The 23,191-nt window shown below is 42.1% G+C and carries 28 protein-coding genes; 6 read left to right on the forward strand and 22 right to left on the reverse strand.

Going from position 1 to position 23,191, the window contains the following annotated elements; translation table 11 throughout:
- Positions 1-197 precede the first annotated feature (197 nt).
- Genes ACYCS5_RS01375 through ACYCS5_RS01425 form a run of 11 tightly spaced genes read right to left on the reverse strand, consistent with a single transcriptional unit; the run spans position 198 to position 9,392 of the window.
- The gene (locus ACYCS5_RS01375; RefSeq protein WP_165147108.1) at positions 198-647 is read right to left on the reverse strand and encodes a hydrogenase maturation protease; all 450 of its coding nucleotides are present in this window, start codon (positions 645-647) and stop codon (positions 198-200) included.
- Positions 644-2,050: a nickel-dependent hydrogenase large subunit gene (locus tag ACYCS5_RS01380; protein WP_165147111.1), complete on the reverse strand. Its 1,407-nt coding sequence runs from the start codon at positions 2,048-2,050 to the stop codon at positions 644-646. The genes ACYCS5_RS01375 and ACYCS5_RS01380 overlap by 4 nt, the downstream gene beginning before the upstream one ends.
- Before the next feature lie 4 nt (positions 2,051-2,054).
- Positions 2,055-2,960, reverse strand: coding sequence for a hydrogenase small subunit (locus ACYCS5_RS01385; RefSeq protein WP_238437749.1), 906 nt, complete (start codon positions 2,958-2,960; stop codon positions 2,055-2,057).
- Complete coding sequence (locus ACYCS5_RS01390; protein ID WP_238794823.1) at positions 2,957-3,487, reverse strand: cytochrome b5 domain-containing protein; 531 nt, start codon at positions 3,485-3,487, stop codon at positions 2,957-2,959. Before ACYCS5_RS01390 ends, ACYCS5_RS01385 begins: the two co-directional genes overlap by 4 nt.
- Before the next feature lie 41 nt (positions 3,488-3,528).
- Positions 3,529-3,789: a hypothetical protein gene (locus ACYCS5_RS01395; protein WP_459760681.1), complete on the reverse strand. Its 261-nt coding sequence runs from the start codon at positions 3,787-3,789 to the stop codon at positions 3,529-3,531.
- 24 nt (positions 3,790-3,813) lie between these two features.
- Complete coding sequence (hypE, locus tag ACYCS5_RS01400) at positions 3,814-4,815, reverse strand: hydrogenase expression/formation protein HypE (RefSeq protein WP_165147120.1); 1,002 nt, start codon at positions 4,813-4,815, stop codon at positions 3,814-3,816.
- An 18-nt stretch (positions 4,816-4,833) separates the two neighbouring features.
- On the reverse strand, positions 4,834-5,943 hold the full coding sequence (hypD, locus tag ACYCS5_RS01405; RefSeq protein ID WP_340844462.1) for a hydrogenase formation protein HypD: 1,110 nt from the start codon (positions 5,941-5,943) through the stop codon (positions 4,834-4,836).
- A 5-nt stretch (positions 5,944-5,948) separates the two neighbouring features.
- Entirely contained in the window at positions 5,949-6,173 is a 225-nt protein-coding gene (locus tag ACYCS5_RS01410; protein ID WP_165147126.1) for a HypC/HybG/HupF family hydrogenase formation chaperone, read from the reverse strand.
- Positions 6,151-8,529 carry a carbamoyltransferase HypF gene (hypF, locus tag ACYCS5_RS01415; RefSeq protein ID WP_459760682.1) on the reverse strand — a complete coding sequence of 793 codons (2,379 nt, stop codon included), beginning with the start codon at positions 8,527-8,529 and terminating at the stop codon, positions 6,151-6,153. The genes ACYCS5_RS01410 and hypF overlap by 23 nt, the downstream gene beginning before the upstream one ends.
- Positions 8,484-9,146, reverse strand: coding sequence for a hydrogenase nickel incorporation protein HypB (gene hypB, locus ACYCS5_RS01420; protein ID WP_165147132.1), 663 nt, complete (start codon positions 9,144-9,146; stop codon positions 8,484-8,486). Before hypB ends, hypF begins: the two co-directional genes overlap by 46 nt.
- A gap of 3 nt (positions 9,147-9,149) precedes the next feature.
- Positions 9,150-9,392, reverse strand: coding sequence for a hydrogenase maturation nickel metallochaperone HypA/HybF (locus tag ACYCS5_RS01425; protein ID WP_459760683.1), 243 nt, complete (start codon positions 9,390-9,392; stop codon positions 9,150-9,152).
- A 552-nt stretch (positions 9,393-9,944) separates the two neighbouring features.
- On the opposite strand from ACYCS5_RS01425, the gene ACYCS5_RS01430 reads away from it, so the two are divergent.
- Positions 9,945-10,388 (forward strand): ferritin-like domain-containing protein, encoded by a 444-nt coding sequence (locus tag ACYCS5_RS01430; protein WP_165181834.1) that lies wholly within the window; start codon positions 9,945-9,947, stop codon positions 10,386-10,388.
- A gap of 17 nt (positions 10,389-10,405) precedes the next feature.
- Here ACYCS5_RS01430 and ACYCS5_RS01435 read toward each other — a convergent pair whose 3' ends face one another.
- Both ACYCS5_RS01435 and ACYCS5_RS01440 read right to left on the reverse strand, forming a co-directional pair.
- Positions 10,406-10,780 carry a DUF421 domain-containing protein gene (locus ACYCS5_RS01435; protein WP_459760684.1) on the reverse strand — a complete coding sequence of 125 codons (375 nt, stop codon included), beginning with the start codon at positions 10,778-10,780 and terminating at the stop codon, positions 10,406-10,408.
- Complete coding sequence (locus tag ACYCS5_RS01440; RefSeq protein ID WP_459760685.1) at positions 10,777-11,115, reverse strand: DUF421 domain-containing protein; 339 nt, start codon at positions 11,113-11,115, stop codon at positions 10,777-10,779. Before ACYCS5_RS01440 ends, ACYCS5_RS01435 begins: the two co-directional genes overlap by 4 nt.
- Positions 11,116-12,156: 1,041 nt before the next feature.
- Here ACYCS5_RS01440 and ACYCS5_RS01445 point away from each other — a divergent pair.
- Positions 12,157-12,849 (forward strand): hypothetical protein, encoded by a 693-nt coding sequence (locus ACYCS5_RS01445; RefSeq protein WP_459760686.1) that lies wholly within the window; start codon positions 12,157-12,159, stop codon positions 12,847-12,849.
- 428 nt (positions 12,850-13,277) lie between these two features.
- Here the strand turns inward: ACYCS5_RS01445 and ACYCS5_RS01450 are convergent, their stop codons facing one another.
- The 8 genes from ACYCS5_RS01450 to ACYCS5_RS01485 form a co-directional block, all read right to left on the reverse strand.
- Positions 13,278-13,769: a hypothetical protein gene (locus ACYCS5_RS01450; RefSeq protein WP_459760687.1), complete on the reverse strand. Its 492-nt coding sequence runs from the start codon at positions 13,767-13,769 to the stop codon at positions 13,278-13,280.
- 93 nt (positions 13,770-13,862) lie between these two features.
- Positions 13,863-14,120 carry a hypothetical protein gene (locus ACYCS5_RS01455; RefSeq protein WP_165150214.1) on the reverse strand — a complete coding sequence of 86 codons (258 nt, stop codon included), beginning with the start codon at positions 14,118-14,120 and terminating at the stop codon, positions 13,863-13,865.
- 217 nt (positions 14,121-14,337) lie between these two features.
- The gene (locus ACYCS5_RS01460; protein ID WP_165150216.1) at positions 14,338-15,081 is read right to left on the reverse strand and encodes a hypothetical protein; all 744 of its coding nucleotides are present in this window, start codon (positions 15,079-15,081) and stop codon (positions 14,338-14,340) included.
- Positions 15,082-15,737: 656 nt separating this feature from the next.
- Positions 15,738-16,334, reverse strand: coding sequence for a cupin domain-containing protein (locus ACYCS5_RS01465; protein WP_459760688.1), 597 nt, complete (start codon positions 16,332-16,334; stop codon positions 15,738-15,740).
- A gap of 713 nt (positions 16,335-17,047) precedes the next feature.
- Positions 17,048-17,485, reverse strand: a complete 438-nt coding sequence (locus tag ACYCS5_RS01470) for a protein-tyrosine phosphatase family protein (RefSeq protein ID WP_165150218.1) — start codon at positions 17,483-17,485, stop codon at positions 17,048-17,050.
- A 31-nt stretch (positions 17,486-17,516) separates the two neighbouring features.
- Positions 17,517-17,936, reverse strand: a complete 420-nt coding sequence (arsC, locus tag ACYCS5_RS01475) for an arsenate reductase (thioredoxin) (protein ID WP_165150220.1) — start codon at positions 17,934-17,936, stop codon at positions 17,517-17,519.
- Between the two features lie 25 nt (positions 17,937-17,961).
- Positions 17,962-19,251 carry an arsenic transporter gene (locus ACYCS5_RS01480; RefSeq protein ID WP_459760689.1) on the reverse strand — a complete coding sequence of 430 codons (1,290 nt, stop codon included), beginning with the start codon at positions 19,249-19,251 and terminating at the stop codon, positions 17,962-17,964.
- A 147-nt stretch (positions 19,252-19,398) separates the two neighbouring features.
- Complete coding sequence (locus ACYCS5_RS01485) at positions 19,399-19,749, reverse strand: ArsR/SmtB family transcription factor (RefSeq protein ID WP_459760690.1); 351 nt, start codon at positions 19,747-19,749, stop codon at positions 19,399-19,401.
- A gap of 131 nt (positions 19,750-19,880) precedes the next feature.
- Here ACYCS5_RS01485 and ACYCS5_RS01490 point away from each other — a divergent pair, with 131 nt between their 5' ends.
- From ACYCS5_RS01490 to ACYCS5_RS01505, 4 genes are all read left to right on the forward strand, one after another.
- Positions 19,881-20,330, forward strand: coding sequence for a MarR family winged helix-turn-helix transcriptional regulator (locus ACYCS5_RS01490; RefSeq protein WP_459760691.1), 450 nt, complete (start codon positions 19,881-19,883; stop codon positions 20,328-20,330).
- A gap of 61 nt (positions 20,331-20,391) precedes the next feature.
- On the forward strand, positions 20,392-20,571 hold the full coding sequence (locus ACYCS5_RS01495) for a hypothetical protein (protein ID WP_040103017.1): 180 nt from the start codon (positions 20,392-20,394) through the stop codon (positions 20,569-20,571).
- A gap of 61 nt (positions 20,572-20,632) precedes the next feature.
- A complete protein-coding gene (locus ACYCS5_RS01500) occupies positions 20,633-21,424 on the forward strand; it encodes an arsenite methyltransferase (RefSeq protein WP_165179181.1) in 792 nt (263 codons plus the stop codon).
- 24 nt (positions 21,425-21,448) lie between these two features.
- Positions 21,449-21,943, forward strand: a complete 495-nt coding sequence (locus ACYCS5_RS01505; RefSeq protein WP_040103015.1) for an arsinothricin resistance N-acetyltransferase ArsN1 family A — start codon at positions 21,449-21,451, stop codon at positions 21,941-21,943.
- A 98-nt stretch (positions 21,944-22,041) separates the two neighbouring features.
- Here ACYCS5_RS01505 and ACYCS5_RS01510 read toward each other — a convergent pair whose 3' ends face one another.
- Positions 22,042-23,040, reverse strand: a complete 999-nt coding sequence (locus ACYCS5_RS01510; protein ID WP_459760692.1) for a DGQHR domain-containing protein — start codon at positions 23,038-23,040, stop codon at positions 22,042-22,044.
- Positions 23,041-23,191 lie beyond the last annotated feature (151 nt).

Consider the following 23,191-nt stretch of genomic DNA (forward strand, 5'->3'; position numbering starts at 1 on the left):
ATAAAAAATCTTATTGGGGGAGCTATCACTTTAATTATGTCAGCTATTTGAGTACAGAACTTGCACTTTTTATACATTACCTGATTCCATTTGGAATATTAAATCGCTAGCCACCTAGAATACTATATACCGAAGCTTTCTTGAAAAAGGAATAAAAAATATCATAAATCAGAATTTCAAACTCACGATTAAGCAATTCAGTTATTTAACAAAGAATTAATACTCACCAAGACTTGCTGAAGAATACTATCAAAATAGGAGCTCATCGTTTCATCCATTCCTATACCGCATTCCAGAACATTTACCTCAATGCCCAGCAAATAGGCTGTCAGATTGGGATATATTAACGGAATCATGTGTAGGATGTGAAGGTTATGGGCTGAAATCCCCCGTTCTTCCGGAATCAGATGATGAAGTTTGCAAATGGTCGTTGTCCCAACAGGATTTCCGGAAATAACTGCATCAACGATGAGAAGAATGTCGGCATCCTCAATGTATTGAAGACAAAAGTCAAGGTCCGTCTCTCCAGCTATGTACGTGACACGGTCATCAATATTCATAACTCTCAATGCCTCGACCACGTAAACCCCAATCCCGTCGTTCCCCATCAGTTGGCTTCCAATACCCAGCACGGTTAATCGACTCATCCCATCACCTGGAACGTTTGGATTGCATGTCCTTCACGATGAACATGCGTCGCACAGGACATACAAGGATCAAAGGATCGTAATATTCGGCCAAGCTCTATGGGGTCATCCGGATTAGCGACCCTGGTACCTATCAATGCCTGCTCCGCAGTTCCCTTGTTTGTGGCCGTACTTGCAGAGAAATCCCAGGCAGATGGTGTTATGATCTGATAAAAAGATATTTTTTTGTTATCGAGTTTAACCCAGTGCCCCAGTGCACCTCTAGTTGTGTCTACTAACCCTTCTCCTTGAGATTCGTCAGGTACTTGCCACTGTTGTTGTACATGAGTATCGGGGATAACCTGATCCAATAATATCTCTGTAACTTCGATGACTTTCTTAACTTCCAGACAGCGAGCAAGGATCCGGTCCATCGTCGAGATTCCATGGCGGTATTCCCCGCTAATCCACAGCCTGGCCAGAGGACCGACTTCATAGGGCAGCTCTTTATATCTGGGGGCTTTTACCCATGTATATCCTTGTTCCTTGTTCATATCAGGCTCCGGCATATTCTCAAACGGTCGATTCGGAGCCGTTCCTTCATACCAGGAATAATCAATATGCTCATTAATATAACTTCTGTCAAATTGCTCAAAATGGCCTTCGCGATACACGCCAGAATCCACATATAAGGTTCCCAGATCTAAATAGTTATTGAACAATCCATAAGTCATCAGGTTTCGTGGACCCGCTCCAATGTGAAAATAATCATCATAATATCTGGCCAGTACGTATGCGTCAGGGAGCATTTTGGCCAGTACAAAGTCCTTAATTTGTACAAGAATGGACTTCGCACTTACCAGTCTGTCCGTGGTTGCTGGAGTGGAATATCCTCCGACAAAAATGCCGTGGTTATGCGGGGCTTTACCTCCAAACAGTGCCAGCAATTGATGTCCCAGCCTGCTGATCGGCAAAGATTCGAAATAGTGAGAGGCAAGAAGTTCATTTAGCTGTGATGGCAGCCGAAAATCACTATGTGCATCTGTATAAATGGAGGTCACTTTAGGTATATTTACAAAATCGGGAAGCCCATATTGATAAAAATGCCTCAAGTGATTCTGTATAAATTCACAGGCATGAATAATATCTCTTAAATAACGTCCCTGCTCCGTAGGAACAATATGTAAAGCATCCTCCAAGGCAACGGAGGCTGCAACAGAGTGAGCTGTGGAGCATATACCACAGATGCGCTGCGTTAAATAAATCGCATCAAAAGGACTGCGGTCCACCATCATCTGTTCGAACCCGCGAAACATAACACCTTTTGTTTTGGCATCAACGACATGGCTGCCCTCCAGGGTCACATCCATTTCCATAAATCCACTAATTCGTGTTAACGGATTAATTTTTATTCTTTTAGTCATGGCATTACTCCTTGACTGCATAGGTGGTATCGAAGCTAATAAAAGGACTCATCTGATCAGGAAACCCGAACTGCGAGCATCCGATGCAGGTGCTCGCGCCAATAGGCCAATTGACATGATTATTCCATTTGCGCGTCGGACAGTCCACACGGGTGACCGGGCCGCGACATCCGAGCTTGAACAGACAGTAAGGCTCGCCCAGTGTTTTGGAAAAAATACCTTTATTAAAATAATCTAGTCTTGGACATCGGTCGTGAATTAATGTGCTATAAAACAAGAGCGGCCGATCTTTGTTGTCCAATGCAGGTTCGCCGTACATTAGAATATGGGAAAGCGTCCCCAGAAACCAATCCGGATGACACGGGCAACCAGGCAGTTTAATTACTTTACGCTGAAGAACACTTTGCAAACCTACACTTTGGGATAAGTTAGGCTTTGCGGCTGAAGGTCCGCCATCGACGGCACATGCACCTACTGCAATGACGTGGGCTGCTTTGTTCCCGAGCATCCTCGCAGCCTGGAGCCCTGTAATGGGTTTCCCCTCATAACTGCCTATAATCTGATAGTTCCCCTGATCACGAAGAGCCACAGCTCCTTCAACTGCCAGAATGAATTCTTCGTCCGATTTCAATAAATCAAACAGCTGATCAAGCGCCTTTTCTCCTTCAGGGATCATTAAGCTATTGCTGTATACAAGGTCCACCATGGAAGTGATCATATATTCGAAGCTGGGGTTCTGGCCATTAAGCAAGGATATAATGTTTCCGGAACAGCCATTCAGCTCAAGCCATACGAGCTTGGTCTTGGTAACTTCCCCGTTCTGAATCTTCTGCTTGGCTTCTTCGAATAAGCGGCTGGATATGGCTTCATTCGTCAAGGTTTCCGGTGGCAGCACGATTCTGTCACTCAATTCGTCAGCCTCCCTACAGGCGTTAATGTGTTCAGAATCCATTGCTCTGCAGCATGACAAGACGCAAATTCCCGTGTCCAATCCTGTCCCGCAGTAAGTCCAAAGTGGGTTCCTGCCGACCAGGCTGCATTACCTGTGACGTCATACACGATCCCTTTTACAGCAACATAGGCGGGTCTGCCGCTTTTCCCGTTGTATTCAGCCAGCTGCTCACGAGTGAAGTTTGGCTGATTGGCAGGAATGGAATTGCCGGATGGATTAGTTGGTAGTTGGTTGGTCGCAGCAGGATTAGAGGAGATGGTGGGGTTAGAATAGGAGAGATTTGCTGCATTTACTGGTAATGCGGTGTTATTCTGGTCTCTGTCGAGCTGCACCAGGAACTGGAGTTGAGAGATTTGATTCCAAAGTTGGTTTAGCGTCAATCCTTTCATCTGCGCATCCTGATGAGTATAGAGCAATCGTATTAAATATTGAATTTCCGAGAATGTACTATTTATTTGTTCCTGTACCAGCTGTCGATTCGTCACAAGTATGCCTCCCATACGATAGATATGGGCATTTTATTCAATTATTCAAAGAAGGTGAACTTAGGACGGGTTGCCGAAGGCTGAACAGCTCTGGCGTTCATTAGAAGCACAATATCTTCTAACCTTTGATTTAGAAGCTCCGCTTGCTGCTCAGCCTCTTGAAAAGCTGCAGTAAGTTCCGCATTGTGATCAGACATAAACCCCCTGCAGTGACCTGCATTGACACGAACCTGCTCCATCTGCTGCTGCATGGATTGAACCAGTACCAGAACGGATGCATCGTTAATAGAGTTTTGACACATATAGTACTAACCTCCCCTGTTTGATTAACATATACGTGGAAGCGGATTTCCAGACATTCTATCCAGCTCCCGTGTTCCACCGATCATCGTTTGGAGCAGCACTCTCCCAGTCCCTTCCTTGACTCGCCCAATCTCACTCGCTGTTTCATAACCCGGGATGGATTTTAGACATTGAACAAGGGCGGCGGCTTCTTCTTCTGCGACGAATATTAAAACTTTGCCTTCATTCGCCATATACAAAGGATCCATTCCCATCATTTCAATCGCTCCCTGTACATCTAGGCGTAGAGGGATCTCTTTTTCCTCGACCACCATATCCAATTCCGTGTGCTCGGCAATTTCTTTCAATGAGGTAGCTATTCCTCCGCGTGAGGGGTCTCTCATAAATCGAATGGTTTTAAATGTGTCCAGAAGCTGATCGACCACTCCATTCAGCGCACAACAATCACTGAGCAGGCCTGGCGAGAATTCCAGACCCGCCCGTTTAGCCAGAATAGCCACTGCATGTTCAGCGATCCCGCCGTTGATGACGATGACATCTCCAGGCCTAATATTCCGCATGGCGATCCGATTTGGCTTTTCCATATAACCTATGCCCGTCGTGTTGATGATCATTCCACCACATGAGCCCTTTTCTACGACTTTAGTATCTCCCGCAATAATGCGGACTCCTGCTTCAGCAGCGGTTACAGCCAATGAATGAACAATGCGCTGCAGGAAAGAAATTTCCAGCCCTTCTTCCAGAATAAATCCTACTGTGAGAAAAGCCGGTTTCACTCCGCTTACTGCAAGATCATTCACTGTTCCTGCTACTGCCAGTTTCCCTATATCCCCTCCGGGAAATTCTAACGGCTGTATAACAAAACTGTCTGTGCTGACCGCTGCGTAAGGAGTTTGTACTGAAATGATAGCAGCATCACTTTGTTCCAATAGCACTGGATCTTTAAAGTATCGTAAAAAAACCTGCTGAATCAGATCATGTGTCATCCTCCCGCCATCACCATGGGAAATAACAATTTTTTGCATGACAATATCCCTCTTCTTTCAACTTCTAGTTCGTTCCTTGTTTCTCTCATAGTGGTAGTAGGTGGAACACGTCCCTTCTGCCGATACCATGCACGGTCCCAGCGGTTGAGAGGGTGTACATGCCTTGCCAAACAGTTTGCATTCAAAAGGAGACATCTTACCTTTCACGATCTCGCTGCATTGACAACCTTTAATCTCCTTGGTTTTTTGCTTATCCGTTATTAGATGTATAGAGGCATCGAATGGGCTGTATTCTCGACGGATCTGCAGACCGCTATCTGGAAGATCACCGAATCCTCTCCACGAAGGGGAGCTGCTAATAAAACAGGAATCCATCATCTTCTGTGCAACCGCATTACCCTCCTCTGCCACAAAACGCGGGTACAGATTATGAAGTTTACGATCAGGTCGATTCAATTCCATAGTGAGAACACCCACGGCCATTAACATATCGATGGGCTCAAAACCGCCAATAACAGCAGGAACATTTAGACTCTCCAGATGAAGCCAACCTCTGCGTCCAATGATGACCGAAACATGGCCAGGCAGAAGAAATCCGTCCAACTGGTGTTCTGAATCATCAAGCAGCGCGTCGAGTGCCGGAGGAGTCAGCTTATGAGCTGAATAAACAAAAAAGTTGCTAAGATTGTTTTCTTTTGCCCTTAGGATGCTGAGTGCGACGCTTGGCGCGGTCGTTTCAAATCCTACTGCCAGGAGGATCACGGTCTTGTTCGGGTTCTGTATAGCTAGATCAATGGCTTCCGACGCGGAATTGAGAATGTGAATGTTTGTTCCATTCGCTTTTTCTTTCTCCAAATTGGAATAAGATCCAGGAACTTTCATCATGTCCCCATATGTGGCCAGGATTACTTCGTGGATGTTTGCATAAGCAATCATCTGATCAATATCACTTTGGGCCGTTACACATACCGGGCAGCCGGGCCCACTGATCAAGTCAATATATGGCGATAACCGCTGTCTTAGACCTGTTTTACTGAAAGCGACGGAATGTGTACCACACACCTCCATGAAACGCAGTTTCCTTCCCAAGCGCTCTCTCGCCTGAAGAAAATGCGGTTCCATCTGTATAAACATCTGTTCAAATTGGACAGGATCCCTGAAGCTCATCAGATTCATGTTTCTCTTAGCATCTCCTTCCATAACAGCAGCCCATCCAGCGCTCTTTCCTCATCAATAATCTGTATAGCCTCGCCGGCGTGAACAAGGACATACATGCCCGGCTCGACCTGTTCCAGCAAACGTGTGCCTACAACAAACCTTGCGCCAAGATACTCAACCTTGGCTTCAAACTCCTCTGGATACACGATCAACACTTTACTTGGGACCGACAGACACATGTTCGTGAGCCCACCTCCATAATCCACTTACAGCCTGCCCTAAGGCGATACCCCCATCTCCAGTCGGCACCTTGTGATGGGTATATACGACGTATCCTTCATGGGTTAAATGTTGTTTGGTAATATGGGTTAAATATCGATTGTTCCAGACACCGCCGCTCAATACCACGGTCGTGATTCCGGTTTGATTCTTCGCTCTATGAACCCCCTCCACAATCATAGAAGCCAGGGTGTGATGGACCTTTCGAACGATGTCCATGAGAGGAGTTTGTCTCACATAATCTTGCATGACTCCTTGAATCATTTCGTCGATTACCCAGCTATCATGCTCGATGGTGTAACGGTAGCGATTAGATATGTCTCCAACTTGAGATGTAAAATCATCTTTCTCCATGATCTCACTGAATTGAATGGCGGCTTCCCCTTCATATGTGCCTTCATGACAGATATTCAAGATTGCAGATATTCCGTCTAATAATCTACCCGCACTGCTTATGCGTGGAGCTGGCAGATTTCCATGCAGCTGAGATAGTAGCAAGGAAAATTGACTTTGATGTCTAGGGAAACAAAACTCACACCATTTCATAAATTGATCTTCTGATTCTGCAGCTTCAAACAGTAAGGACATCCCCGTCATCCATGGGCGTCGTATGGCGGCTTCACCCCCAGGTAGAAGAAACGGTTTGAGGTGCTGAACGCGTCGATACGACAGATAGTCTCCGGTCAGAATCTCAAATCCCCAAAGTGTATCATCGTCCCCGTACCCGGTACCGTCTAACGTACAACCAATTACTGCAGTTTGGATATGATTCTCTGCCATACAAGAAGTCATGTGGGCATGATGATGATAGACCTCCATCAAGGGGATTTGCGATGTCTTTTCCATCATCCGTGTACTCAGATAGTCGGGATGTGGATCATATACGATCAATTCGGGGGCCGCATCTACAAGCTTTTGCAGATGTTCTTGAGCATCTTGTTGATATTTGATATTCTCTAACGTGTTTAAATCGCCAATATGTTGACTGAGATAGGCCTTTCCTTGATGGATATAACAAAATGTATTTTTCATATCCGGACCAATGGCCAAAAGGGTCGGCCAATTTTTTACTGAATCCCCTTGATGAGTACTGGGCAGCGGAATGGTCAAACATTCGGGTACGTATCCTCTAGAGCGGCGGATCAGCTGAAAATCTCCAGCCAATTCTTGTCCAACGGAATCGTCACAGCCCATGACGATAGCCCGGTTATGCAGGAGTAATAGATCGGCAATCGAACCCAGTTGATGTAAGGCGTCATCATCGTTATATATGGTGGGCATTCCGCTCGGATTCCCGCTGGTTACGACCAAGAAATCGATATTTTCCGGAAATAAGAGATGGTGAAGCGGAGTGTAAGGGAGCATCACTCCAATGCGGTTTAGACCCGGTGCTATGGAGCTTAATGGCAGCAGCTGGGATCGCCCAGGTTTAGGCCTTAACAGCACTATGGGTGCTGCTTGGCTGTTTATAGCTTCTGCTTCTACTTTGGAAACAAAGAAGTTGGATTGGATACACGCTAAGTCCTTTGCCATAATGGCTAGAGGCTTATTGGGCCTCCCTTTTCGGACTCTGAGAGAGGAGATCGCCTCCTGAGAGGCGGCATTACAGATAAGATGAAACCCTCCTGCTCCTTTGACTGCAAGAATCTGAGCCTCTTGTAATGCCTGATGGCAGTTCGTCAACCAGTCACCGGACGGCGTTTCCCCCAACTTATTTAACAAAGTTACTTGGGGTCCACAAGCCGGGCAGGTCGTCGTTTGAGCGTGAAATCTTCGGTTTTGTACATTTTCGTATTCTTTTTTGCAGGAAATACACATAGGAAAAGAGGCCATCGAGGTACTTATTCGGTCATAAGGCATCTGTTGCACGAGAGAAAATCTTGGACCGCATTGAGCGCAGGTGGTGAAGGGATAATTGTAGTATCTTGAAGTCGATGCACGGAGTTCAGTTAGGCATTCTGGGCAGGTTGATATATCCGGAGGTATCATGCTGACAGCTTGACCTTCTTCATGGCTCATGGATATAACAAATGCTGTGTCTCCTTTAAGCGGTGTTCTCTCACGGGATATACGATCGACCCTGATAGGGGAGGCGGCCTCCCATATTAATTGTTCCGAGAAAGCAGAAATTTGATCCGGATCCCCCTCCACTTCGACAATCACTAGGGAAGATCGGTTCTGGACAAATCCGGTTAGTCCATATTTTACCGCCAAACGGTAAATAAAAGGCCGAAATCCGACGCCCTGGATCACTCCCTGAACAAACAGCCTTACTCTATGGACCGGCGGACTCTCTTCTTCAGCCATTCTTCCCATTCTTGTACTCCTTCCCCCGTTTTCGCAGAAGTATGGAATATGGGAGCCTTTGATCTTATCTTCCTCAATCCCAGTTCAAATTGTTCTATCCCAAAGTTCAGATGAGGCATCAGATCGATTTTATTCAATAGAATGGCGTGACTCCTCTGAAAAGCCTCCGGGTATTTCTCTACCTTATCCGCCCCTTCTGTTGTGCTGGTTACAGTGACTCTGCAATGCTCTCCCAAATCAAAACTTGCAGGGCACACCAGATTTCCAACATTTTCGATAATCAATAAATCAATTAGGGACAGAGGAAGGGATTGTACTACTTCATTTATCATCCTTGCATCTAGATGACAGGCTCCTTGTGTGTTAATTTGAATAGCTTGAACACCTAGAGCAGCTATGCGTTCTGCATCCAACGTAGTGCATACATCTCCTTCGATCACTGCTACCTGTAACTGAGGTTTAAGTCGCGGAATGACAGCTTCCAATAAGCTGGTTTTACCTGCGCCTGGAGAGCTTAGCATATTAATTGTGAATACATTGTACTCTTCCAATATAGTGCGGTTACGCTTAGCCCATTCATCATTTCCGCGCATAATATCCTGATGGACAGAAATTCGGATTGACATCATTTATTCTCCTTCTATATAAGCAAGATAAAATTCATGTCCTGGACTTATTTCCCATTTTATTATACTATCCTTCAGTATTGTGCCTTTTTTAAGGCATTCAAAAGCAAAGAAAAGTGCTTCAGGAAGTATGCTTAACTGATCTCCTATAGTTAGCTCAATGGACGTTACCTTGTTTATATCGTGCTCCTTTGCAGTGTTCTGGACGGTCTGAATGATTTCATACATGAGACTTACTTCGTGCATGTGGATAATATCTCCATTGTTTTAGTTCTATCTTATGCGATTCGTAAATTGAACATGACAATAGAAACTATGTCTCACTGCAGCCAGCAGGCCAATGCACTTGTTATTATAATGACTAAAAAAACCTCTAGCTGATACAAGGAAACCAGCTAATACTCGTCAAGTGGTACCTTGTTTATTTCTCTGTAGCTTATAGCTTGCATACACGTATCACCCTGAAACAAGTATTATGTACATTAATAGGTACTCTGATTATCTGGAAGTAATAGATGCAAGTACTCTCAACTACAACACAAATCGTAATTGATCTTTTAGTGAGCTCTTCCCCAGTGTTAGCTATCAACAGTATAACAACCCAGTATGTTGGTAAGTCATAGTCCCAGAATTACTTCACTTACTTCACAATAAAAGGGTGACTAGGAGTGTGTGCGGAACAGCCATTTCCCTAATGTGGAACCGACATGGGCAGATGCGCATATACTTTCTAAAAACTAACATCGGGAGGGAATAAACTTGTATCAAGTACCTTCTTACTGGGGAAATTCATACTATATGCGGGCCAATTTTGTACCTATCTGGAACACAGGATTTCCGAAAGCAGTACAAATGATAAAGGAAGCGGTACAAGGGGAGCGTAACGATGAGTTGTTCTACGATGAATTGATCAATTTGGCTCCCTCACAAGAGCAGGTGGCTATTATTGAAAGTATCCGTAACGATGAGCGCGGTCACAATAAAATGTTCAGAGAGATGTATCGGGTTTTGACAGGACAGGAAATTGCAGGCATCAGTAGTGAGAAATATGAGAGGCTGCAATCCTATACAGAAGGTCTACAGCGCGCCTTGATGGGAGAGTTGGGTGCGGTGGAACGGTACCGCAACATCTGGTTTGGTTTGCCTGCTGGCATCTATAAGGACACAGTGTACGGTATCATTTTGGATGAGCTTAAGCACGCTGCCAAATACAATTATCTGATTACGTTGAACCTCAAGTAACTTTTTGACCAAAAGTCCTATTCCACATCAATGGGTTGCTGGATTTTATCCTTATATTCATCCAGATAGAGCTGGCCGTTGCTGCCTTTAATGGCATAGAATACGTCCTCTAACTTTTTGTCGCGGGCCTTCAGTTGAGACAGCAGCCATGATTCGGGAATATGATTGGAGTTTAAATTGCCATGCAAAAGCTGACCGTCAATTATAAGCTCAATTGGGAACTGTGTGGCATTGCCTGCATTCAACTGCAGATCTTTTAATGTCACGGCTTGCAGTTCCTTTTTCTTTTGGGCAGATAGTTTTCCGTTAATCTCAAGTAGGGCGTACTCCACTTCTTCTATATTAAATATATCTTTCTCGCGAAGTTGCTGGTTTAAAGAATCCACTGTCATATTATTTTTTTTAAGTTATCTTCGAGAATGAGCCCTCCTTCTATGAGAACGGTGGGAGTTCCTTCTGTCCACATCTTAAAGTTTCTGAATTTCAAAAAAAGCTTGGCCAAAACATAAGAAGTAATTGTAAAAACGGACAGGGCTATTAATAGGTGGATAACTTCTATTTTTTCGTTAAATGCAAAGTTAGCAGCCATAGCTCCTAATATAACTGCCGTTACGAATTCATGAAAGTTCATATTGGAAAGGGTTTGCTTCCCTAATATTCTCCCAATTATCATTAGGATAAAGAATGCTGAAAAACTTCTTATCAAAATAACGATATGATCATTCATGCAAAAGCCTCCTTGTTTAAAAATTGCAGATAATTAGTATATAGACTACCCGCTACACTAGAGTAATATACCAGTGAAATTAATAAATAAATGCTGCTTTGGAACTTCTAACTGCTAATCCTAAAGCTTTTGCGTCATTCAGACCTACGCTGAATATGTCGGCAGCTACTCCATGTGATCCCTTCACATAGAGGTGAGGAAAATAGCTGTTTAACTCCCATTTGGCTTAGGGGATAACTTAGTTATTTCTGAGAAAAAATCGTGGATGTATTTGTCCCTCCTGTAAAATGGTTTAATAGCACGAAATGGTGAAAATTCTATACCTCATTGTGCTCACCAATCTAATGTGCCGGAGAACTTGAAGCAGCTTTAATTTTGGCTACGAAATAAATACTAAAGTAAACATAGGAAAATAACTGTGCCTGAATTGGTCTTACGTTTCGGCAGTTATACAAAGCTTTAGGCAATAGCCACAAAAAAGGAAATTGTATTTAATAAGGCGAATATCGAACATCTAATAAACGATATTAATAATACGCTTCCATATGTTGTTATTTATATCAATAATCGCCTACTTCTGATTAAGATAGTCGTAACCGATGAGCTGGATGAAGAAAAAAGATAAACAAGATACAGAAACTCGATATATCGACGTTAAAAATTGACCTTAGTGAGTTTGATTGATTTTTTGATTATGAAGCCTTAGAACATGAAGTTTTCCATAACACTGCCAAGAAACGTTGGGTACATAACACTAAATTGAATATCATCCATGAAAAAGTTGCTTCATATCCAAAAAGGCTGATAGTAAAAACAGGAGTCTGAAGAATATGACAAATATTTACTTGATATCTTCTAGGGCATGAACAGGCAACCCTTATGCTAATGTAATCGTTGATTTTTCACAACCATATAATCCGAGTGCCGGAAAATCATATTCAAGGAATCTTTATTAAGGTTTTACGGGGGAGTTACTAATCATACCAGATCATTACAAATGAATGAATAAAGATGAAATAACTACAAACACTTTAATCAATAATGATGGGAGGAACAAAAATGACAATTTCTATTGATCTTAAAATGAATGGGTTGGTTAATAGTAAACTGCTAAGTGCAAACGGTAAGCTAATGATTGAATCTGACGGTAATTTCCACGGTAATCTAATCTTCGAAGAGATCCCCGCATCGTTTCACCCAAAAGTATTAGGTAGTTCAGGGTTTTCAATCAATTGTGGCTCAAACGCAGATGCGGTTTCCAGGACAAGAAATCTATCAACAATTTCGAACGGAAATTATCAAGCGACAAGAAGTTATGTCATCGAAGATTCCAACAAAAAAGTTGTTGGTTCATTAGTATCTAGTGTACAAATGAGGAAACAAAGTGAAAATGTGTCCGAATCAATAGTGACCATATATGGTCACTATTCCGGACCAGTTAACATTTTATCTTGTAGCAATTACGACATAAAAATGATACAGAAATCACCAGGACGTATAGGTGGCGAATATCAGCAAACATTTGTTGCAGAGGACCAAAAGACCTATATTATTTATGGATCGACAGAGTATGTTTATTCAACTCAAGAATCCATTACATCACCAGTTATTTGGAAACATGAATATAAGCAAATGGATTTCGAAAAATCCAATGATAATAGAAGTCTTCTTAAGGGGTCTATAGATGGTAAAGCAACTGTGGTACCAATACCAGAAAGTAAGATAACAGTGTAAAAATTTTATTGCTTGTAGAACTCTCATTTAATCGACAAGAATGAAGAGCCGATGTAGGGCCGACATACGTGTAAAAAGGAGAACATAACTTATTCCTCAAAAAACCATGTCTTGACAATGGGGGGCATTACACTTAATCAGATGGGGTAGTATCAGATTTGCAGATACTACCCGGAGTGGAAAGAAGCAATCCACCTAGCCCTCTCAAGTGGGTGGATTGCCTCACATGATAGATAATTGAGTTATCGCATTCGCCCAGTTGGTATGATGTTTTAAAGATTTCTTAGCGTATGTTTTCGGCGTTTTTTTGACGGTACCCCTTCTACTTTTCCAGCAAGTATACATGATGTGTCCAACAAAAAATCCAATAATAAATATTGTCACAATCACAACGTCATGTTAGGGGACCCAAAAAAGAATTGCGCTCATTACACGATGGGAACGCTGATGATTCCGTCTTTGGTCAAAATAAATACCTTTGATGGCCTTAATTTTGTTTTTACTGTTACAGATTTGTGCCCGTTAAATCTAATACACTTATTATTATATATAAAGGCAAAATATGAAATTATTGAATTTAGCGTCGGGCGGGTATCGGTGCCTGCACCTCCGTTTCCATTTAAAACAGCGGTTTTCCCTGCAATTGTTCCTTTTAAAAGGACGTCATGTATATGGCTTACCAGGGTAAGTTTTACACTTTTTGATTTGCCTAGATTGGCTATAAACGCCTTATCATTCGGTGTTGTGACCGGAAATGCTTCACTGCTAGGGAATTTTTTGAACGACCCTACCTTTGGCGGAACATACATAACCACGACCACGTCTTTTTTTGTATTTATCCCCTTGTTGAAGGTAACTAGGGCGCTATTGGTAATTCCATACCTGGTCGGTTTCGCGACTGGTCCAACATCATTTAACATAACCATCCGTAATTTTGGGGTGTTAATGATATAGTTCAGTCCATTTTCCTGCACGGCCTTTTTGCTTTTCTTGGACCGATGATGTTCTGATAATTAACCAATGATCCATTGACACCATTTCTTTCGTGATTCCCGGGTACCATAAAAAAATGCAATATTCGTTTTCTTGACGAATTTTTCCACTACATTTTTAAAGAATACCAGTTGTTCTGCAGATCCTGAAAATACGCCATCTCCGCCATATAAGATAATCAGGGGTTTTGGCGTTTGCTTGCTCGCTTTGTCCAAGCAAGACAAAAAAATCTGGTATCTTCTTATCGCATCCTGCTTGGCTTTCGTGAATGGCTGCACGATGGCGTTTCCCCAGTTAAACCACGTGTCACCAAAAAAAACAAATTGAAAGTTCGGGTTCTTCTGATTTGCAAGCCTCTTATTTAAAACCTTTAGCGAAATGTCTGTTAGTGTCTCGATCTATGCTTCTGCCAATGTAATCCCTCACATTTGTCATCGATTTTGATCAACTGCTCTGCGATTGTTTTTGAAGCACAACAAATTGCACAAATGGCGGTCAATGATAGGTCAGTATTCGTTTTATGGAGGTATGATCCAATCTAGTAATTTTTACAGTCGTTCCCTCCTTGGGGTTAGATTCAGTGATTGGGTAGAGAGTGATATTTGTTTCCTTCCCAGTTGATGCAGATCCACGATTTGAGGCTACGGATTGAAAGTAAGGACTCATTTTTCTGACGATCCAGTGAGCGTACCACACCCTGTCTGATTTATTTTGCAGTTTCGTATTCCATTGGCAATGAGGAATGCCGGACTTTTGCCAAAAGAGAAACTTGCCATTCTTGATGTCCCATAAATGGTTGACTTTTTGAAAACGAATGCCGATACAATCCCCCGGATAGATGGTGTTTGGTTTGCGTACCGTGCCAGGCGCCGGTTGAGAACACGGGTTGCCCGGACTAGGCACAGGACGATCAAGATTTCTGAATGGCGTTACTTGTACTGCTTCCAATCGGGATATAGGAATAAATAAATTTTCAAGAAAGATCGAGTTTTTGTTTTTACTGTTACGAATGTTCCAGTGCCGGAGTAGAATCCCATCCATTGATTTCAAATTCGCCGTATCTAACGTTCTGGAAATATGGATCAGTGTGTTACCCAATTTCTTTACTGCCCCCACCAACCTGCCATTATGGACGCAGTGACACCCGCCTGAGTACGTTTGGCATTGTGACGCTACACAGCCGTCCGCTGTCGGTCGATACAACACTCCGATACAAGATCCCTGGCGTATGATTGCCAAATTCTCTCCCCCTTCACACATAAGCTTATTTTCTATGATATGAATGTGGGAAAGGGATTGCATAGGCAGTTTTACCGTCAGAAAGAATGGAGTTCGGCGTCCATTGCCTGTTCTTCGCGATTGATTGGTTGTTAGTAGAGAGCTGAAACTTTTGGGCGACCTTCGGCTCATCTTTCTCATCATAAACGTCAGTATCGGAACATATATGATAGGGTCAGCATAACCAATATGGTTAAATTTATCTTTTCGTATAAAAATAACTAAATTCCAATAAAAAAATCGGAACTTGATGGTAAAGGCGTTCTGCGTAAGTGTGCACTAATTATCATAGGCCATAGTAATAATCCTCAATGTTACATTCTTGAATGATTACGAGCTCTACTGATTGATTCTGTTAGATTCCAAAAAAATGTTATAATAGATTGAACAAGGTAAATCGGTGAGGAATGACACGGCGAAGCTACCCGAAAGGGGGTGCTGCCATGTCGTCTCTTGAATTGTGTCTGAAGCTTTTGGATGTTGTACTGAAGTTGGTCAGTATTATGACTGGCCTAAATATGTTTGTCAACGTCTATAAGCAAGCGCGAGACAAAAAAACCGCTCTATTAAAAAGGCGGCTCTTATAAAATCGTAATCGTATATCCACTAATTGTTTTTTATTCAGAAGCCATTGCATCAGATTTAGTCCGATGAACTGTTCCAAATGGATGCTCTGGCGGCGCATAGATAACATACACTTTAAGCGGCTTGTTACCCGTGTTAGTTAAGTTATGCCACTTACCAGCAGGCACTACTATTGCATAGTCTTCATACGCATTGACAAAAAAATCGAGTCTGTCTTTGCTGTCCCCCATTTGAACCAGTCCTTGACCTTCTTCAATTCGTATAAACTGATCCGTAGTAGGATGAACTTCTAATCCAATATCTTCACCAACATTTATGCTCATTACAGTAACCTGAAATTTTTCTCCAGTCCATAAGGCTGTACGAAAAGTATGATTCAGCTTAGTAACCTTTTCAATATCAACCACTAATGGTCTCTTCCCGTAATCCTGCAACATAGCTTGTTGCCCGATATTCCCCGCACCTGCTTGAGATACACTGTTAAGTGAGAGATAGTTGTCTTGATCGTTTCTTGCTGTACATGTTGAATGATAAGGTTGTTTATTAACAATAGTGTAGTCAGGATACAAATATAGAGGTGAGAAGTATGGAGGGTAACCACCGTGTTTCGCTGTAGGAAAGTAATACACTTTGCACCATTCCTTTATAAATTTTATGTAGTCAGTATATGTCAACTTACAGGGAATGTGCCCATTTCAACATAAAAGCTAAATCTTGACCGTAAAGGATAACTATCTAATCTACTCGATTGGCTGTTACCTGACTTTATAAGATTAGAAAGGGGGATGGCATTTGTACCATTAGTACCGTCCTTTAATTTATAGATTGCTCTGTGTATAGTTGAGCACCAGGTTTATGTCAAGGGTTAATTTTCATAAAGTAAAAAGTAATTACTAAAAGAGGGTAGCCCTTTGAAATCTCCTCACTAGGGCTACCCTTCTTAAGGCTAATAAAATCTGATGTGGCGGTTCCACACATTTTTCCTGATTCCAGGCTTATCCATCTCTCTAAGGACAATAAAGTTGTGTCCTAGCGAGTAAATACAATTATTTGCACCTGTACGATATACAATAAAGTTGTGTACCAAAATCAAATATTTGTGATTATATTTTTTATTAATATTATAAAAGTATGTACTTTAAATCCTTATAAATATGTCCTCTTGTCCTTGACTTTTCTAATATTTCTTTACCATAATACCGCTTTCTATTTGAACCAAAACAGCGTCCCCTGATTTATACAAATGATTTTGCTGTATTTACACCTTTGGGTATCCAATGTTTTTGAAAGAAAATAAGGACAATTTCCCATAGGAAATTGTCCCTCTACTGTATAGATTTAATTACTTGGATGGATAAAAACCTTTCAACACATCACGCATCTCTTGCTTGATATTGATATCCGGACGTTTTTCTTTGGCCAAGGCTTCCGCCTCTTCCACTGTGGTAGCTAAACCCAACTCAAGTAACACTCCAGTTGCTACGGTTCCTGTACGATTCCGTCCGCCGGCGCAATGGAAATACACGGTCTTCCCGCTGTTCACCGCTTCTTTTACCGCCTGAATAGCAGCTTGCACAGAAGCCTCCTGCCCAGTCTCATGTTCCACAATCGGATAATGATGACGCGTTACCTTTGCCGGAAATCCTTCTGCCTCAGTACCGTTATCTCGCAGATCAAAAACATCTGTGATCTCTTGCTCCCGAAGAACTTGAAGCAATGCACTCTCTCCACCAATATATACTTTGTTCTCAACAAGTGCGTGATAATTCATCTGAATCATTCTCCCTCTATCGAATTCATAGCAGGAACTGCTATTCTCCGGTTTCTGCAAATTGTTTAATGCGTTCTCCTACCTGCTCACGAACCCGCTGAAAGACGCCCCATTTCTCTTCTTCCGATCCTTCAGCTTTGGCCGGATCATCAAATCCCCAATGCTCACGGCGAACTTGTGGAGGAGTGATAGGGCATTTATCAGCCGCATCCCCGCACAATGTCACAACCAGATCGGCGCTGTTCAGCAAGACAGGATCAATAATATCCGAGGTTTGACCAGAGATATCGATACCTACTTCACTCATCGCTTGCACTGCTTTAGGATTAAGGCCGTGCGCCTCAATGCCTGCACTGTATACGTTCCAATTGTCTCCTAGATATTTTTTAGCCCATCCTTCTGCCATTTGACTCCGGCAAGAATTACCAGTACACAAAAAGTAAATTGTCTTTTTCTCCATGGGAAACGTCTCCTTTAATATTCAATTATGAAATGACTAACCACAGATACAAGCCTAATAGCGTAATAAAAAGAGTAGGGATCGTTAAAACAATGCCTGTTTTAAAATAAGTTCCCCAAGATATTTTCACACCTTTAGAGCTAAGCACATGTAGCCATAGCAATGTCGCCAATGAACCAATCGGGGTTATTTTCGGACCCAAATCCGATCCAATTACATTAGCGTAAATCAGCGCTTCTTTGACTATACCAGTCGTATGGGTGGCATTAATGGCAAGCGCATCAATCATGACCGTAGGCATGTTATTCATCAACGACGAGATAACCGCCGCGATAAAACCCATGCCCATGGTGCCTACAAACATACCTTGATCGGCAGCCGCTTGAATCACATGAGCCAGCAGATCCGTCAAACCGGCATTACGCAGACCATACACCACTACATACATGCCGATAGAGAAAAATACGATAGCCCATGGAGCACCCTTGATGACTTTTTTCAACGGTACCGCAGGACTTTTTCTCGCCAGCAGCAGGAAAAAGATGGCTATGATACCGGCTACGACTGAGACAGGAATACTAAAAAATTCGCATGCAAAGTAGCCAACCAACAGCACCGCGAGAACAATCCAGGACATACGGAACATTTTTGGATCTTTAATCGCTTCTGTAGGTGCCATTAATTGTGCGTCATCAAACGTTTTTGGAATCCTTTTACGGAAAAAGAGATACAGTACTACAATACTAGCCAATAAGGAAAATAAATTAGGTACAACCATACGACCCGCATATTCCATAAACGTGATGCCAAAAAAATCGGCTGATACAATGTTCACCAGGTTGCTGACCACAAGTGGAAGCGACGTCGTATCCGCAATAAAACCACTAGCTATGATGAACGGAAAAACCATTTTCTCATCCAATTTAAGTGCTCGAACCATCGCTAGAACAATGGGTGTAAGAATTAAGGCCGCACCGTCATTCGCAAAAAAAGCAGCGACAACAGCTCCAAGAATGGTCACATACACGAACATGCGGGTTCCGCCTCCCCTTGCAGCTCGTGCCATGTGAAGCGCCGCCCATTCGAAAAATCCGATTTTATCAAGCACCAACGAAATCAAGATGATGGCCACAAAAGCTAGGGTTGCATTCCAGACAATCTGAGTCACTTCCCAAACATCATGCAAATCGACGACACCTACCAGTAGAGCAAGTACAGCTCCTCCGCAGGCGGACCAGCCAATAGACAAATTTTTAGGCTGCCAGATCACCAACACTAAAGTGGCTAGAAATATAATGCATGCCAACCAAACCAATGTTCAAAACCTCCATTATCCGTGATTTCCATAGTCCTCGTCTTCTTGTTTTGCTGATTCCTCCTCTTTGTATTCTATAATTTTATAATCATATGCTTATATTGAAGACAACATTTATCCTCCACAAGGAGATAAACTGAACAACCTTTAGAGAGAGCAGCCTGAGGAATCCGGTCCACAAGTTGCTATAGGTCCCTCTTTATTCAGCCATTTTAAAATCCGCTTTGAATCCGGCATACACTCAAGAACAGCTTGAATGTGTGGTTTGTCGTCTACGTTTAAGGAATAGTATACCCACTGACTTCGTCTTTCTTCTTTTACCATCCCTTGCGACTTTAATTTTCTCAAATGCTGGCTAATGGCAGGTTGCGACATATCAAAGATATCTACAAATTCGCAGACGCACCATTCTCTTTCTCTCAATAGAGAAAGCATCGCCAGCCGGGTTTTATCCCCCAATAGCTTTAAATGATCGGCTATATAACCAAGTTGCTCCAATGCGTAGCCTCCCTCCATTCATATAACTGTATGCTTATATGCTAATTCAAATTCATTTTGAAATCAACCAGGAACATTACTTGCAATTTGCAAGTTAATAATATATAACTAAGGCATGAGGTGAAACATACATGGAAAATACACGAGAGTTATTTCAAAACATGACCCGTCGTTTAGGCTTACTGAACAAAAACTGTTGTACGGTTGGTGGGCACGAAATTTCTCCGGTTCAAAGCCATATTCTTTATGAAATTGGTCGCCAGCATAAACCTTCCATGCAGCAAATTGCTGAAACCCTTGGAACCGATATCACCACATTTAGTAGACAGGTTCAGAGCTTAACCAAGATGAATCTGGTCGAGAAAACGCCGGACCCTAGTGATCGTAGAGTCTATACCTTATCCCTCACCGTGGAAGGTAAATATGTAGCGACCACCATTGACACACAAATGAATGACTACTTAAACGAAGTTTTTTCATATTTGACCGACTTTGAACGAGAAACGGTGATTCGGTCCGTAAAACTCTTTAATGATGCTATGGCTCAATCCAGCAAATGCTGTTTTCCGGTGAAAGGATAATACTCACTTCTTATACTTGCAAATTACAATTATCGAATTCATATCGTTGGAGGTATTAAAAATGAATGAAAACATCTATGTTGCAGAATACCTGATGAAAGCTCATGAACTGGAAAAGCAGCACCGATCTCAATCCGTTTGGAAATGGTCAAATGCAAATTCTAAAAAAAGCCGGTTGTCTTTTGACTTTTTTCTTCCTAAGCCAGTGCAAACCTCCATCTGCTGCGCGCCTTGCTGCTAACTAAAACATAATAGCTGTTAAAATCCTGTTCCACCTATCCAATTTAAAGGAGTGTTTTGCGATGAATAAACCTACAAATGATGAAATTCGCCAAAATGTACGGAAGCATTACCAACAAATTGCCGTTAAGGAAGTCAATCCCCCCGCAGTAGGTAGCTGCTGTGGGGCCCCGTCTGATGTGGATGCCCTCTCATCACAAATGGGTTATTCCACAGATGAGTTAACAGCTGTTCCCCAAGGTGCAAATCTCGGGCTTGGCTGTGGCAACCCACAAGCTATTGCTGAATTAAAGATCGGTGAAATCGTCTTGGATTTGGGCAGCGGCGGTGGATTTGACTGCTTTTTGGCCTCACGACAAGTAGGAGAGAACGGTAAAGTCATCGGAGTCGATATGACCCCAGATATGGTCAGTCGGGCCCGCAGTAACGCAGCTAAGGGGAATTTCACAAACACTGATTTTCGTCTAGGAGAAATCGAACATCTCCCAGTAGCAGATGGCACAGTAGATGTGATTATCTCCAACTGTGTGATCAACCTTTCACCGGATAAACAGCAGGTCTTCAACGAAGCCTTTCGTGTTCTAAAATCAGGCGGCAGACTAGCAATTTCCGATATTGTTACCACCGCAGAGCTTCCTTCTGAAATAAAAAACGATCTGAACGAGTTGTATTCCGGTTGTATTTCCGGCGCCTCTTCATTGGAAGAAGTGAAATCCATGCTTCTGCAAAGTGGATTTACGAGTATTAACATCGAGCCTAAAGATGAGTCCAAGTCATTCATCAAAGATTGGGTACCTGGTGCAAACGTGGATAATTACATTGTTTCAGCGATCATAAAGGCCAAGAAAGCCTAATGTGCTTATGGGTGGGGGATCAGTATGCCAATATTGAACGTTCGAACAGCAACCTCAGAAGATCTGGATCGTATTCTAGACATTTACAATCAGGGGATTGAAGATCGGATAGCTACACTAGAGACGGAAGCCAAAGACTTCGACTATATGGTTGACTGGTTAAGGGAACATCAAGGTCGCTACACTGTTTTAGTCGCAGAATCAGGCGGAATTGTGGTTGGCTGGGCTTCTTTAAATCGTTATTCTCATCGTTGTGCTTATGATGGTGTAGCAGACCTATCGATTTACGTAGACCGAACCTTCCGCAGTAAAGGCGTTGGTAGTACCCTTCATTCGGAATTAGAGAAAGAGGCTAAGAAAAACAATTTTTATAAGATCGTCCTATTCACCTTTCCTTTTAATGAAAAAGGTCAGAGGCTTTATCGGAAGATTGGTTACCGTGAAGTCGGTGTTTTTGAAAAACAAGGGGTTATGGACGGCCAATATATAGACGTTATGATTATGGAAAAATTGATATAGTTCATGAAAGAGCAAGTCCCATCAAAAGGGCTTGCTCTCGTTATCTAACCAACATAAAGTATGTTCAATGTAAAAATTGTATTTTCTTTGGACACTCATTAATTTGAAGACAACAACATCATATCAATTAAATCAATCGCCAAAGATTTAGATCCACTAATACCTTTAACATATTTTAAAGGACCTTCTGAGGACCAGTTCATTGACGCAAGTTTTTTTACATGCTTGTGCATCAGATTATAATCTAATCTACCACGTTCATTTATACTCTTGGTCAAAATCTTGCCACCGGCAATAGAAAGGGCATCAAGACAAACAATATGAGTAATACGATAGTCCCCGTAATCTATCCATTCTTTCGAGAAAATATCTTTGATGTAACGATAATAATTCAAAGCGATTTGATATTTTTCTTCGTTGTTCATTGCTACCAGTTTTTGTTCTTTAAAAAGATACTGGAGTGTTCGATACAGATTTTGAAGAGTAATATGGCGACCACGTGTACGTTTACCAACAATGCTGCCGATGTTGTGAAAGGGGCTCTCAGGACGAGTGATTAGCTCTGTTGCAATCCAGCTATATTCATCAGAATTTCGACGTAAATATTTACTTAAAGAAGTCCCAATACCTTTAGCTTTAGTATTAATAGTATCAAATAATTGTATTTCCTCATCTTCATCAAGATAGTGGAAAGCTAGGAAAGGGATATTTAATTCAGCATTAGTTTCTTGAATATAACGTTCAATACCACCAAGACGATGTTGTCCATCCATCAGGGATGCTTTCCCTTTGCACATAAGTCTTCCATAATTTGTTCTTATATTATCGTAAGCTGAAAATTCCCAATTCCCAGCAGCATTTAACAAAACAGGTGTAAATAAAGCATCGTCACCTTTAGATAAATATATTGCAAAATCAGTACTTCTTTTAGAATCTATAGGCCGTTGATACCCTTTACCAGCAGGATGATCGTAATGCTTTACATAAGTAGCATTTAGTGCAGTTGAAGCAGCTAAGTAACTTTGATAGGCTACTTTACCGCGCATTTTATATTGAAGAACATTTTCAATAACAATTGGCTTAGGCAAGCTATTCATAGAAGTTTAATCACCTTTTCTTTCTAATTTCTTCGTAGTTGCTCATAAACAATATAGATCTTAAACTGTATAATTTCAAATAAAAATATATAACATGAATATCTGTAATCCTGACTGAAACTTACCTAATCTGTTAAGAGAGGTGGTTACT

It is taken from the genome of Paenibacillus sp. SEL3, assembly GCF_054602585.1.